The sequence below is a fragment of the Flavitalea plasmicola genome (genome assembly GCF_030546645.1).
In the GTDB taxonomy this organism is placed as follows: Bacteria; Bacteroidota; Bacteroidia; order Chitinophagales; family Chitinophagaceae; genus Puia.
This window is the reverse complement of sequence record NZ_JAUOTO010000006.1, coordinates 527,767-542,066: the sequence shown is the minus strand read 5'-3', so window position 1 is coordinate 542,066 and position 14,300 is coordinate 527,767. Positions and strand designations below refer to the sequence as shown.

The 14,300-nt window shown below is 50.6% G+C and carries 12 protein-coding genes; 3 read left to right on the top strand and 9 right to left on the bottom strand.

Annotated features, from left to right (window positions below; genetic code table 11):
• Positions 1-41 precede the first annotated feature (41 nt).
• The 9 genes from Q4E93_RS23990 to Q4E93_RS23950 form a co-directional block, all read right to left on the bottom strand.
• Positions 42-1,535 (bottom strand): RagB/SusD family nutrient uptake outer membrane protein, encoded by a 1,494-nt coding sequence (locus Q4E93_RS23990; protein WP_303589654.1) that lies wholly within the window; start codon positions 1,533-1,535, stop codon positions 42-44.
• An 18-nt stretch (positions 1,536-1,553) separates the two neighbouring features.
• Positions 1,554-4,874 (bottom strand): TonB-dependent receptor, encoded by a 3,321-nt coding sequence (locus Q4E93_RS23985; RefSeq protein WP_303589652.1) that lies wholly within the window; start codon positions 4,872-4,874, stop codon positions 1,554-1,556.
• A gap of 173 nt (positions 4,875-5,047) precedes the next feature.
• The gene (locus Q4E93_RS23980; protein WP_303589649.1) at positions 5,048-6,256 is read right to left on the bottom strand and encodes a FecR family protein; all 1,209 of its coding nucleotides are present in this window, start codon (positions 6,254-6,256) and stop codon (positions 5,048-5,050) included.
• Between the two features lie 70 nt (positions 6,257-6,326).
• Positions 6,327-6,917: an RNA polymerase sigma factor gene (locus Q4E93_RS23975; RefSeq protein ID WP_303589647.1), complete on the bottom strand. Its 591-nt coding sequence runs from the start codon at positions 6,915-6,917 to the stop codon at positions 6,327-6,329.
• A 44-nt stretch (positions 6,918-6,961) separates the two neighbouring features.
• On the bottom strand, positions 6,962-7,372 hold the full coding sequence (locus tag Q4E93_RS23970) for a response regulator (RefSeq protein WP_303589644.1): 411 nt from the start codon (positions 7,370-7,372) through the stop codon (positions 6,962-6,964).
• A gap of 5 nt (positions 7,373-7,377) precedes the next feature.
• Positions 7,378-8,847, bottom strand: a complete 1,470-nt coding sequence (locus tag Q4E93_RS23965) for an ATP-binding protein (protein WP_303589642.1) — start codon at positions 8,845-8,847, stop codon at positions 7,378-7,380.
• A gap of 42 nt (positions 8,848-8,889) precedes the next feature.
• Positions 8,890-9,396 (bottom strand): DinB family protein, encoded by a 507-nt coding sequence (locus Q4E93_RS23960; protein ID WP_303589641.1) that lies wholly within the window; start codon positions 9,394-9,396, stop codon positions 8,890-8,892.
• A gap of 74 nt (positions 9,397-9,470) precedes the next feature.
• Positions 9,471-11,060 carry a Na+/H+ antiporter gene (locus Q4E93_RS23955; protein ID WP_303589639.1) on the bottom strand — a complete coding sequence of 530 codons (1,590 nt, stop codon included), beginning with the start codon at positions 11,058-11,060 and terminating at the stop codon, positions 9,471-9,473.
• Between the two features lie 16 nt (positions 11,061-11,076).
• Positions 11,077-11,937 (bottom strand): AraC family transcriptional regulator, encoded by an 861-nt coding sequence (locus tag Q4E93_RS23950; RefSeq protein ID WP_303589638.1) that lies wholly within the window; start codon positions 11,935-11,937, stop codon positions 11,077-11,079.
• A gap of 135 nt (positions 11,938-12,072) precedes the next feature.
• Between Q4E93_RS23950 and Q4E93_RS23945 the strand changes: the two genes are divergently transcribed.
• The 3 genes from Q4E93_RS23945 to Q4E93_RS23935 are packed head-to-tail and all read left to right on the top strand — an operon-like array spanning position 12,073 to position 14,299.
• A complete protein-coding gene (locus tag Q4E93_RS23945) occupies positions 12,073-13,044 on the top strand; it encodes a phytanoyl-CoA dioxygenase family protein (protein ID WP_303589637.1) in 972 nt (323 codons plus the stop codon).
• Positions 13,045-13,048: 4 nt separating this feature from the next.
• Positions 13,049-13,735: a sugar-binding protein gene (locus tag Q4E93_RS23940; protein ID WP_303589636.1), complete on the top strand. Its 687-nt coding sequence runs from the start codon at positions 13,049-13,051 to the stop codon at positions 13,733-13,735.
• Between the two features lie 54 nt (positions 13,736-13,789).
• The gene (locus Q4E93_RS23935; protein WP_303589635.1) at positions 13,790-14,299 is read left to right on the top strand and encodes an RNA polymerase sigma factor; all 510 of its coding nucleotides are present in this window, start codon (positions 13,790-13,792) and stop codon (positions 14,297-14,299) included.
• Position 14,300: the final 1 nt, after the last annotated feature.

The following is a 14,300-nucleotide window of genomic DNA, read 5'->3' as shown; positions in this document are numbered from 1 at the left end:
TGTAGAAAAAAGAAGGCGCCTCTTAGAGACGCCTGCTTTCTTTAGTATCCATCATTTTGGATAAGCACGGGCTTATTCCTATCTATCTCTGTCTGCTGGATGGGCCAGAATTCATAGTTATCCTTATAAAGGGTCTTGATATCCGGGGTGATCGGATTCTGGACAAAACCGTTCAGCTTTTGCTTAGCGATCCCCCATCTCCGCAGGTCGAAATACCTGAGACCTTCCAGGGCGAACTCCACTCTTCTTTCGTGGCGGATGCGGTCACGCATTTCGTCCTGGGACAGGCCGGCCGGAAGCGCGGGCATGTTAACGCCAGGACGGGCGCGTACTTCGTCGATCTGCTGGTAGACAGAGGCGTCAGGACCGACCGCTTCATTTTGTGCTTCGGCGTACATTAGCTTAATGTCGGCATAGCGCAGTAATACGTAATCCTGGTCATCCAGGAGAGCGTCGGTGGGATTTGTCACGGTGGGGTCCAGCCATTTTTTGGCGGCATAAAATCCTTTCTCCCATTCACCTGTGCCCGGATTTCCCACAGTGCCGGGGTAGGGCCAGCCCTGGGCGGGACCATCTCCTGGCATGAAGAAGGTCATGGTTTTGCGGGGATCGCCTGTCTCGTATTCGTCGATCATGTCCTGTGTGCCTTGTACATCCCACCATCCGGGTCCGCTGAGCAAGGCAGCCAGTGATTTTTCCCCGTGCGTGCGCGTTGGCGCCTGGAACTGGACGGAGAACATGATCTCGGGGCTGGAGCGCTGGTCCGGTTTATAAAAGTTAGAGGGATATTTAGGATTCAGGGAGAACAGGTTGTCGGTGATCACCTCCTGCGCCAGCGCAGCTGCCTCGGACCAGCGCTTTTCAAACAGCAGCATCCTAATCTTATATCCCTGAGCGGTGGCTTTTACAGCGTGTCCTGTCGTGAATTTTACATCTGGCAAGTAAGCAATCGCGCTATCCAGATCTTTCTCCACCTGTTTTAAGATATCCGCCCGGGGTGATTTGGCGCGGGTGCTCTTATAATCTATTGAAAAGGGATCTTCTGTCACCAGCGGTAGATTGCCGTATAATTCTGCGAGCTCGAAGTAATTGAAACCGCGGAGGAAAAAGCCCTCCCCTTTGTATTGCTTCAGTTTATCACCTGTAAGGACTTTATTGACATTGGCCAGAAAATAATTGGCGGCGGCGATAGCTATGTAGCCATTGCTGTAGTAACTGGCGGCAAATCCGCTGCTGGTGGGGGTAAGCCCTGCGATTAGTGCCTGTTGCGCACCTGCTATGTTGTGCCGTGTATAAGAATTGTCGCTGTAATTGTCCCACCAGAATGGCATATACTGGGGGATGTAGCTTTCAGTGGAGGAAGCGTAAAATCTGTTGTAGATACCCGTAAGGGCCAGGTCTGCGTCACTTTCGGTCTTCCAGAATATGGTCGTGGATATTTTGTCCGGCGGGGTTACGTCCAGCTTTTTGCATGAAGCGATAAAAGCGGCCCCTGCGAGCATCAGCAGCGATATATATCTGATAGTTGCGTTCATTTTAATCATTTTTTCAGGTTAGAATTGTACGGAGGCTCCAAAAGTGAACGTCCTGTTTTGAGGATAGTTGGCGAATCCATACCAGGCATCCGGCTTGTTGCTGATATCCAATCTTTCGGGGTCCGTGCCCTGCTTCAGGGGTGTAAAGAGGGCTACGTTATCTATGGAAGTATAGATACGGAGGTTCTTCAGCTCGCGTATGAACTTCCCGCTGAAAGTATATCCCACCTGGATGTTCTTGATGCGCATGAAGCTGCCGTCATACAGATGGAAGGTGGATTGGACATTGGTGATCTTTGGGTAACCGTAAAAACCCATGTAGATCTTCGGCATGGTGGTGGAATGATGATCAGGTGTCCAGCGGTCCCTCCAATCCACGGTAGGCGGCGCGCCTTGTGCGTAGGGATCGGTGCCCCATTTATAGAGGTAGAGTTTGTTCCCTTGTGAGCCATATAGCTGGATGGATGCGTCAAAGCCTCTCCAGTTGGCGCCCATGGTGAGGGAGTATTCGAATTTCGGATATTGGCCGTTGAATACCTTGCGGTCGTTGGCGTCTACCTTGTTATCGCCCGTGATGTCTTTGTATTTTATATCTCCGGGGGTGGGTGTGCCGCCCAAAGAGGATTGGTCGGGCGCTTTATTGATATCATCCTGACTTTGGAAGATCCCATCCATTACGTACAAATAGAGCGAATTGATGGGTTGACCGTTCCGCATGATGGTCTGTCCATCAGGGCCTGTGATCTCGTCCTTACCAAAAGATTCGAGCTTATTGCGATAGGCCTGGAAATTGCCGACCACATAGAAGTTGAGGTCTTTCCCGATCTTATCCTGATAGCGTGCGCTGAACTCGAAGCCTTTGTTCCTTACTGCGCCGTTGTTGATGGTGGGAGCCTGCAGGCCCAGCCATACGGGTACCTGGGAAGGCCTCAATATGTCATAGGTGTATTTATTGAACCAGTCGGCGGAGAAGGTGAGCTTGTTATTAAAGATGGCCAGATCCACGCCCAGGTCAACAACACGTGTGCTCTCCCAGGTAAGGTTGGGATCCACCGTTGCGTTGGCTGCGGCGCCTGGTACGACATTGCCGGCAAAAGCATAACTATTTGTCTGTAAAGCCAGCTGATAGGGATAAGTACCGATGTTCTGATTGCCCAATTTGCCCCAGGAGCCGCGGACCTTCAGGTCATTCAGCCAGGAGACATCTTTCAGGAATGCTTCCCGAGAAATGCGCCAGGCGCCTGAGAATGAATAATACAGTCCCCAGCGATGATCTTTGGGCAGCCGGGAAGTACCGTCAGACCTGATGCTGCTGCCAAACAGGTATTTGTCATTGAAGTCGTAGTTCAGGCTGCCGTAATAAGAATGTATGACCCATTGTGAAGAGGTGCCATTATTGGACTGGCCACTGGGTGAACCCGCGTCCAGCTCGAAGAGGGAATTGGTAGGATAGCCTGTACGGAAAGCGTTCAGCTGGCTGTAATTGTCCACTTCCTGCTGTGCGCCACCCAGGAGGGACAGGTTGTGCGTTCCGAAGCTGCGCCTGTAGTTCAACTGGCTGTAGATGGTGGTATGGATGTCATCGTTCTCACCTATGGAAAGGCCGATATTTCCATTGTAATTGCCGGCGTAGCTCATGTCGTTGTAGTAATACAACGGCAGTGTAGGTACAAATACCTTGTTCTTATTCACTTCAAAGTTAATGCCTGCGCGGTTCTCCCATTTGAGTCCTTTCACCAGATCCACGTCCAGGCTCATATTACCCTGGCCGTAGTAGTTCGGATTCTTTATGGGTATCTGGGTTGCTACCAGTACGGGATTCTTGTTGCCCAGCTCTTTGGGATAGGCTTTGGCCAGCCATTTGCCATCTTCCGTCCGGGCCGGGAACAGCGGGGACTGGGCCATGGCAGAAATATACAGGTCGGTGCTGCTGCCGGCGTAGGCTCTGTCGCCGTAACGGAGCTGGATATTCGTACCCAAGGTGATCCTTTTGTTGATCCTGGACGAAAGCCCAAGGTCCATTGTATATTTCTTGTAGTTGAATCCCAGCATGGTGCCTGGTTGATCCGTGTAACCCAGGCTCAGGCTGTAGGTAGTCCCTTCTCTGCCTCCGCTGAGATTGAGATAATGGTTCTGGATGGCCACCGTCCTGAACATGTCATCCAGCCAATTGTGATTGGGGTATTTCACTTTGTCGGTGGCATTCTTATACAGGTCGATCTGTGCCTGTGTATATACCGGTGTACCGCCTGAGTTGGCTTCCGCTTCATTCAACAGCGCCATATACTCTGCTGAATTGGTGATCAGGTCTGGCAGGCGGGAGGGTTTGGCGATGCCAACATTGTAATTGTAGGTTAACGAGAATCCGCCGCTCTTCCCCTTTTTGGTCCTGACCACGATGACGCCATTAGCGCCTCGGGAGCCATAGATAGCAGCAGAAGCCGCATCTTTCAAAACCGTGACGGACTCAATGTCATTGGGATTGACAATAGAAAGATTGCCTGGTAAGCCGTCCACGATGATCAGGGGGTTGGTGCCTGCACCGCTGAAGGTGCCTACGCCACGGATACGCAGTTGGGTGGACTCATTGCCCGGCTCGGCGGAGTTCTGGACCACGGAAAGGCCCGGCAGCTGGCCTTGCAGGAGTGTGGCGGGGTCAGTGGCAACGCGCTTTGTGATCTCTTCGCCTGTGACCGAGACCACTGCGCTGGTGAGCTTTCGTTTTTCCTGCGTGGTGTATCCGACGATGACTATCTCGTTCAGCCGGGTGGCGGCCTGCTTCAGGCGGATGCGGATGGTCCCATTGGTTGTTGCCCGTATTTCCTGTGACTCGTAGCCAATAGAGGAGATGACCAATATCCCTCCCGTCTCGGGGATCTGTAAATTAAAATTGCCGTTGTTGTCCGTATAGGTGCCGGAGGAAGTGCCTTTCAGCTTTACCGATACGCCGGAGAGGGGTTGACCGGTGCTGTCGGAGACGATGACCCCTGTCACCGGAATGTAGACCGGCGGGGGCGCAGTCTCGCTGGGCTTCACGGGAGCAGGCGCTTGCCGCTTGATCACGACGATCTTATCTACCAGGGACCAGGCGAGGGGCTGGTCGTGAAGACAAATTGCCAACACTTCCTCAATGGAGGCATTGGTAACCTTTATGGTGATGTTCTTCGTCTCCCGAAGCAATTTGTCCTTATAAAAGAATTGGTAATCGCTTTGTTTTTCTATTGCCCTGAATACGGCTTTCAGGGAAACATTGCTTTGGGACAGTGTGATCTTTTGCCCGTATCCCCTGGCGGCAAGCTGCAGGCAGGCGGCCAGCAGGAAAATTGTCGTGAGCTTCATAATCAGCAGGATTTTGACGAAGCCTGCCCTCCCCGGGGAGGGGGCTTTGGAAAGCAGTCGTAAATACATAACTTTGTTTTGTTTAGGTTAATAATGACGCAAAAAATAGCCTAGATGTCAGCCAGCAGTGTTGCCGCACTACTGGCTTTTATTTTGATGGGGTCGCCGGCCCGCTAAGGCGATATGATGATCTTTTTACCTTCTATTTTAAAGTTTATCTCATATTGTTCCAGCACTTTTAAGAGCCGCGATAAGGGAACGCTGCGGGAGACCTTTCCGGAGAAACTGTCGTCGGTTACATTGCCTTTAAACTCCACTTCCACGTCGTACCATCTTGCTACCTGTCGCATCAGGGTGGGAAGATCGGTGTTGTCAAACCAGAAGTACCCGTCTTTCCAGGCTGTTTCGTGGCCTGTATCTACGTCCCTTATCAGCGTGATCGGCTTCCCGGAGCCGGGGGATTTTGTCTGCGGACGGAATTTCGCCTGTTGTCCCGGGGAAAGCACCAGCCGGGTATTTTCTTTCTCGACGGCGACGGCGCCTTCCAGGAGCGTAGTTTTTACAGTGGATTCATCTGCATAGGCATTCACGTTGAAATGCGTACCCAGCACCCGGATCTCACCGCCGCCGGCCATTACTTTAAAAGGCATGGCGGGATCTTTGGCAATTTCAAAATAGGCTTCGCCCGTGATCTCCACCTTTCTTTCAGTGCCTTTGAATGCGGTGGGGAAGCGCATGGAGGAGGCGGCATTCAGCCAAACCTTTGTCCCATCAGACAGTATGAGCATGTATTGATTGCCTCTGGCCGTGGAGATAGTGTTGAGAAGGGGCTCTCCCCCAGTGGTCTTACCATTACTGGCGTAGGCTATCTGCCCGTTGAGCTTAATCACCTTTGTGTTGCCTTGCTGAGCCAGGTTACCATTTGCCGCGCTGTCAAGTGCGATCCTGGTTCCATCGGCCAACGTGAGGATCGCATTTTGGGTACCCGGGGGGCAGTCTGTGGCGGCTTTTGCAAGGGGCTCGTTCGTGGAATGTTTTGCCGGGATGGAGCCAGAGCCGGCGAGGTGGAAGATGAATTTGCCGGCAACCAGCAACAATATGGCAGCCACGGCCCATTTTCTCCACCCTCCCAATGATATCAGACGGGTTCTGTTTGCCGGCGGCTGAATCTTTTCATGAATAAGGGAAAGCAAGTGCTGTTCTTTTTCGGGGGAAGGGTGGGATGCGGTCATATCTTCCCGAAAACGATCTTCCATGAGGCGACGCATAGCATCGTCGTCCTTTTCGTCCAGGAATTCCAACAATCGCCGGCGATCGTCCTCCGACCATTCGTCTTTTTCAAAAAGCAGCCTTAGCCACTCTTGTTTATTATCTTTTTCCAATATGGCAGTTTAGATAAATACAAAGACGCCCTAAAAAAGGGGGGGTAGGTCGGTTTTTTTTAACGGGAGATCATCCGAAGAGGAAAAGAGGCAGTAGAAGGGCGGTGGAACCGGGGTGATGAAGGCTGTATTCTTTAATGGATACGAGGGCAGCGGACAAATACTCTTTCACGGTGTATTTGGAGATGTGCAGCTCCAGGGCCGCCTCTTCGTAAGTTTTTCCCTGCAGCTTGCATAATTCGAAGACGCGGCGACGCTGGGGTGAAAGGCGAGACATGGCATTCTCCAGGATATTCCATTGAGCGCCGAATCTTATTTCTTCTTCGGAAGAGCTTTCGAAGGGCTGCGGCAGCTGTTTGTAAAGCAAGGATTCCCGCAGGCGGCGTCTCAGGATATTAATGCTGCGGTTGTAACAAAGCACAAAAAGCCAGCCTGCCAATGCTCTTTCAGGGTCGATGGCCATTCTTTTCTCCCAAAGAGTAGTAAAGACTTCCTGGAGGATGTCCTCTGCGATCGCAGGGTCACGGGTGATCTTTACGGCATTGTTATATACGGGATGAAAGTAAAGGTGATAAATTTCATTAAAAGCCGCCATGTCTCCGGCTGCCAGCCGTCGGGCAAGATCCTTTTCATTTTCATTATGGCAGTCGTGGGAGCGCATCGTTACTAATCAAGCAGCTTACGATAGCAAATATATAAAAATTATTATTCCATGCTTTTTAAATTAATGAGGTCAATCATCAGATTGAAAGCATCCATCGACGCGGGGCTATTCAACTTTAAAGGTTTGATGATGTAGCCTGACACGCCAAGGGCCGAAGCGGTGCGCCTGTCTATTTTTTCGTCGGAAGTAGTAATGATAAAGCATTTTAAATGTTTCCACCTTTCATGCTGTCGTATGGTCTGGAGAAGCTCAAGTCCATTCATCTTCGGCATGTTGATATCGATCAGGGCAATGTCGGGCGGTTCGGGAGCCTCTTCCAATATGCCTATTGCCTCTTCACCATTGTGCGCTTCGTACAGCTGGTAGATGATATGCTGTTTGTCCAGCTGCCTTGAAATGTCGATGATGTCCAGGGGATCGTCATCTGCCAGTAAAATGTTGATCGGTCGCATTGATATTAATATTTTGGCCAGGTGAATGAAAAGATCGAACCCTTCCCCGGCACCGAGGTTAACCGGATGGTTTTCTTCTTCCCATCCAGGATCTTTTTAACAATGGCAAGTCCTACCCCTGTACCTGTGAAAGAATTCTTGTCCGAGAGGGTTTGAAAGATAGCAAAGATCTTCTTGTGATAAACCGGGGCAATACCTATGCCGTCGTCTTCCACAAAAAATTCATACTCCGTCAGATGTTCTTCACAGGATATCTTTACCTGGCCCATTTCCTTGTCATTGTATTTGATGGCATTGCCGATGAGATTGGAAAAAACCTGGAAGAGCGGGAGTTTTTCGGAGTAGATGATGGGGAGCGGCGAGACTTCCACTCTCACGTTGCCGCCGGCCGGCAAGTTTTCCAGCACTTCATTCACCAGCATATTGAGGTCTGTGGTCTCTTTCTCCGCCTCCTCCTTATCGATGCGGGCGTACGAAAGAATTCCTTCTATCAGGGCCTCGGCCCGTACGATCCTGTCCTTGATAATTTGCAGGTATTGGTCTACTTTAGGAGATAGCTCCTGCTTGTGATCTTCCTCGATCCATGACACCACATTGCTAATTCCCCGGAGCGGGCTTTTCATATCATGAGACACGATGTGGGCAAACTGATTCAGCTCTTCGTTGGATCTTTCCAGCAAGGAGATATTCCTGGAGAGCTGGTCTGCCATATGATTCAGCGAATATCCCAGGGAGCTTAACTCATCTTTACCTGTGTCTTTGATATTTACGTTGTAATTACCCCCGGCGATGGCATTGGCCATCCTGGTCATCCCCGCGATCCTTCGCGATATCTTTCTTACCACGATGCCCACTATTACCAGGGCAATTATCAGGGATATGACGGTGAGCCAGAAAGATAATCTGCGGGTCCTGTCGACCATTTCGGTGAGCCTGGTCTTTCTTTCCCGCCGAAGATCGTATTCCAGGGTCAGGAAGGCTTTGAACTTTTGCTGGAGCTTGGCCTGGATGATCTTTTCATCGCCCGTGATGAATTTCTCCCTGTAGAACCTGTTAAATACCTGCAGGTTACTGTCGCTGACGTTCGCCAGCATTTTTGCTTTACGCAGCGGATCCGTGTATTCTTCCGTCCATTCGTCGTTGAGCGCTTTGATCTCTTTCAACAGCTGGTTTTGCTGGGTGTCGGTCACTAGGGGGGTCAGCTCGGAGAGTATGGAGTCGTTCTCCGTGTTTGAGGCGTCATAGGACTCGATGAACGACCGTTCGCCTGTCAGGAGGTAGCCCCGCAAGCCGCTGACCATGTTCAGGATATTTCTTTGGAAACGGCCGCTGTACCGGATGACCTCGGTGGAGGTGGACAGATACTCGGTATTGGCGTTGACAATTCCGGAAAGGCGAAAATTGATAAAGGTGGTAATAGCAAACAGCAACAGGATGAGCAGAAAGCTTAGGAATATGTAGTAAGCTATTTTCATAGACCTTCCGGTAATTGGAACGTCTAAAGTAAATGATAATGCTTACAAAGCGATGACCTTGCTGATCTTTTTTAGCTGCCAGATATGCCGCTGGGTATGGACCACGGCGAAGGACAGCCATTCTGACCGGGTGAGGTGGCCGACAGTGGGCATTTCGAAATCCAGGCAAGTGGCGGTGAGGTCGGTTGTTTGAGCGGCGCTGGCAAGACCTTTCCAGGTGTCTTTTGTCATCTGGAGTAAGGTTTGTTTGTCCTTCGGATCGTCCGAGGGAATAATGAAGTCCGGGGATTGCATCTTAATATTGAAATTCAGGAATGCCTCCCGCAAGGGTGCGATCATTTGATGGGGGTCGCGTTGCGTAAGCTCCGTGTTCCCATTAACGGCTTTTAATATGCCGGAGGCGGAAAGAAAGAGATGTTCTGCCACCTGTCCCGGCGTCCAGCTGCCTTCGAAGGGTATCTGGTTGAAAGCATCCAGCGGAATGTTGTTGACCACCTTCAGCAGCTCATGCGCTGTAGTTTCTATTTCGTTGATAAGTTGTTTTTCCATGTAACAAAGCTAACCGCTTATCTGATGTGACACGATGGTCAAATATGACAATAGAAGGGGGGAAATGAGACAAGTTATACGCCTTCGAACTTCATGCGCAGCTTTTCTTCTTCCAGGTCCAGCATGGTGAGGTATTTCCGGATGATCTCATCGTCCAGTTCATCCTTTTTATTCAGCTGGTGAAGTACCTCGCGTTGCCTGTCCAATAGCTGTAAATAGACACGACGATAGTCTTCGTGCAGCAGGTTGGCATTCTCATCCTGGGGCAGCTGATCATTTGCAAACCTTTCCCGCAGCTGTTGAAGGGGACGATTGTTCTCTACTGTCTGTTTGTGTTCGCCATCCAGTAATTGCAGGCTATAATATGACAGTTTTTTCCTCAGGATCAATTCCTGGTCACGATGGGGAAGTGTGATGTCCCTGTTCTCTCCACCATGCAGCCATTTTATTACCAGCGGCAAGGTCAACCCCTGTACGACCAGTGTCAGTAGGATGACAGTGAAGGTGATGAAGAGGATGAGGTTCCTTTGTGGAAAAGGAGCGCCATTCTGCAGGTGCAATGGAATGGATAAGGCAGCAGCGAGGGAAACCACGCCCCGCATGCCCGCCCAACCGAAGATCAGGGGATTTTTCCAGCCCGGTCTGCTATCGGCGGTAGTTATATATTTACTGACCCATACGGTGAAAGCAGAAGCGCCCAGAGTGGAAAGGATGCGTCCTACGACGAGGACCCCTGTGATCAGCAGTCCATAGCCAATGGCCTGTGATAGCCGCACCTCGCCCAATTGTCCGATGATGTGGGGCAGTTCCAGACCGATGAGCATAAAAACGAGCCCATTCAGCACAAATCCGAGCGTAGACCATACATTACCTCCCCGCAAACGGCTGCGCTGGCTCATGTATAAATGGCTTTTTACCGAAAGAAAGAGTCCGCCTGCGACCACGGACAGTACGCCGGAGACATGAATGGATTCCGCCGCTATGTACATGACATAGGGCGCCGTCAGGCTTAGTACGATGTCCATATTGGTGGAGGTAGGCAGCCATTTGTAAATGGCATAGTAGATCAGGCCTACGGCCACGCCGATGAGCACACCGGCTACGATGACCACCACAAAGCTGAGGGCGGCCTCGTGGAAGACAAACCGGCCTGTATCCACGGCGATCAAGGCAAAGCGGAATACGATCAGGCTGGATGCATCGTTCAGCAGGCTCTCCCCTTCTATGATGGAGGTCATGCTCCGGGGGATCCTGACATATTTCATGACGGAACTGGCCGAGACGGCATCAGGCGGGGATACGATGCCACCCAGCAAAAATCCCAGGGCCAGGGTGAAGCCGGGGATCAGCAGGCTGGACACTACGGCTACCACCAGGGAGGTCACGAGTACGATGAGGAACGCAAAGCTGACGATCACCCTTCGCCATCGCCAGAGATTTTTCCAGGAGGTATACCAGGCGGCCTCGTACAGCAGGGGCGGCAGGAATATGATGAAGATCAGCTCCGGGTTGATCGAAATAATATTTATTCCGTCGAAAAAGCTTAACGTAAGCCCTCCCAGCACTAGTATAATAGGATATGCCACCTTCAGCCTTTCGGCCAGCATCACGAGCAGGAGGATGATAAGGATCAGGGAAATATAGATGATGAACGTATGCTGCATAACCGGTGTATTGCCGCTAAGTTAGGGCATGAGCCGGAGGAAAATATCTTTTTTTAAACGTCGAAGGGTTTTCTCCCGTCAGCCTGTTGAAAAGCTTATTAAAATAGGAAAGGCTTTCAAACCCTACCTCATAACAAACCTCAGAAATGCTGCTGTCCTGCAACAATAGCGTCTTCGCCTGAGCGATACGATATTGATTTACAAAGTCCGTGAAAGTCATCTTTGTCTGCCTGCGGAAATAGCGGCAGAAGGCGGGAGTGCTCAGGTGTACGCTGGCGGCAACCGTATTGACATCCGGGTGGGCATTGTAATGCGTGTGGATATATTTATAAACAGCGCCCATGCGGATCTTGTCATCGAGGAATAACCTGACGCTGGTGTCCTGCTGATTAAGTACGGTCATTTCCCGGGAAGCCGCCAGCAGCTGGAAAACTTCCAGGAGGGACAACAGCTGTTCGAAACGGTCTAAGGTCTTCATTCTTCTCAGTCTTTCAGCGACAATGGTTTTGGTGTTCCCGGCAAATGACAATCCGAAACTGGCCAGTTGGAACAGCTGTCCCAGGGATTCGAATTCAGGTGTCTCTTTTAAAGCATCGCCCAGGAAATTTTGTTTCAGTTGGACGACGATCTGTTTGTATGCTGTCTTTACGCCATAGTCGAAGTTCAGGTGAGGAATATTGGGGCCGATGAACACCAGATCGCTTTCCATATAGCTGGAGATATGTTGACCTACATGCCGAATGCCCGAAGTCGCCTCTACAAATACGAGCTCAAATTCGGGGTGGTAATGCCAATAAAATTGATTACGCAGGCTGGGACTGAACAGTTTGAAAGACTGTCCGGGGTCCGGCAAAACAATCTCTTTCTGGATCTTCACTGTTCAGATTTTGCTAGTAAGCTACAATTTTTTAGATACATGGTCAAAATATGTCAATACAGAGCAAAAACTGGTCATTGCCGAGGTTTTCAATGCGGGCTTTGCGGATGAACTTCGTCCTATAAAATCATTTATATGGTAAATATAAAGATGGCGCCTACGATGATCCCTAACAATGCGCATAAAGAGATACCGGGCAATCCTTCCACTGCCACAAGCAGTGTCGTGAAGCTAAGTAACCGTAGCAATGGGGAGCGGCTGCGGGTAATGTCGGAAGAGGACTGGCAATTCTGGATATATAATGGTTATGTGATCATCAAGGCGGCCGTGCCGAAAGAGCAGGTGAAAAGAACGGCAGACTTTCTCTGGGAATTCGAGGAGAAAGATCCGCATGATCCGGCCTCCTGGTATACGATCCCCCGGGCGGAGATGAAAATGAAAGAGCTTACCAATACGGGCATGGTAGAGGTTTATAATCACCAGCTGCTGTGGGATAACCGCCAAATGCCAAGAGTGCATGCAGCTTTTGCAGATATTTGGGGGACCGAAAAACTTTGGTGTACGATCGACAGGGCTAACCTGAATTTCCCGATACGACCGGGCTTCGAATACAAGGGGTTTATCCATTGGGACTATGATCCTGAGACGAAACCGCAAAACGTGCAGGGCGTACTGGCGCTGGCCGACCAGATGGACGAAGAGATGGGTGGCTTCCAGTGTATCCCGGATCTATTCAGGACGTATGACCAATGGAAGCTTACGCAGCCGGAGGACAGGGATCACTTCAAGCCGGACACTACGGGGTTCGGGACCGAAAAAATAAAAATGGAAGCGGGGGATCTATTAATATTCAACAGCTCACAGCCGCATGGGATCCGCGCCAACTACAGCAAGGATAAAGTGCGTATGGCCCAATATATTTCGATGATGCCTGCCGAAGAAGAAAATGAAGACCTGCGCCAGTGGAGGATCCGGTCGTGGAGGGACAGGATCGCGCCGGAGGGTTATGCTTTCCCCGGCGACCCCCGGGGGTGGGAACAAACAAAATATAAGACAGCGGACCTGTCCGCACTTGGAAGGAAATTATTAGGTTTGGACAAATGGTAGATTCATGAAAATGGGATTGCTGTGCTTACTGTTCTATGCGAATAGTGGATTGGCGCAAGTATACCAGGTGAAGAAGGTGGCTGCCGGAGCCGTAAGGGCCGGTGACCTGGGGTCTGCGCCGGCATGGCGCCAGGCTGGTATACTGAAGGATTTTGTATACCCCTGGGACAGTGCAGCTGCGCCGGGCACCTCCTTTTCGGCTGTGTGGGATGGGAAATGGCTGTATGGCCTATACAAGGCGCAGGACGACTCCGTGATCACGCTGGTGAAGAAAAATGATAAAATGGAGGTAGGCGCTTCCGACCGGGTGGAAATCTTTCTTGCCAGGAACGACTCGATGACCCCTTATTACTGCCTCGAAATGGATGCCGACGGAAGGGTATTGGATTATAACGCTGTATATTACCGAAAAATGAATTATCCCTGGACCTGGCCCGAAGGGCAGCTGGTGATAAAAGCGTCCAGGGTCTCCGGTGGTTATATTTTGGCCTTCGCCATCAGTATTCAATCCCTGAAGGAACTGGGGTTGCTGCAAAATGGTCGACTCCATGCGGGATTATTCCGTGCGGAATGTAAAGGGGTGGTGAATGGAAGGGCGGACCTGCGTTGGATCAGTTGGATCAGGCCTGCGTCTGTCCAGCCGGATTTTCATATTCCCTCCGCATTTGGCACTTTGGTGCTGGAAGAGTGAATAATTCCTGCAAATTGTGATTTTTCACCTGCTGCTGCGAATCATAATAACAGCATGTCATCCGCCAATAACCATCCCGATTTTCTGGCATTGATACTTGAAAATAAAGGGATTATATTAAAAATATGCGCACTTTACTGCCCTGACAAGCATTCCAGGGAGGATCTCACGCAAGAGATCATTTACCACCTGTGGAGGTCGGGGAGAAGTTACGATGCGACCTATCGTTTTTCTACCTGGATGTACCGGGTGGCGCTGAATGTAGCTATTTCGTTTTACAGGGAGGGTAAGCGGCGGAGGGGTGATCATTCCCTGTCGACGTTGCACCTGGAGATCGAAGACAGGTCTTCGGACATGTCCCAGGAAAAAGAAAGGTTTGCCTGGCTGCAAGCCTGCATACAAGGGCTGAAGGAGTTCGACAGAGCATTGATCCTGCTTTATTTCGAAGAGAAAAGCTACCGGGAGATAGCAGAGATCCTTGGTCTGACCGAGACCAATGTGGCGACGAAGATCAGCCGGATCAAGGATAAACTTAAGCAATGCATTTTAAATAATAAAAAATAAT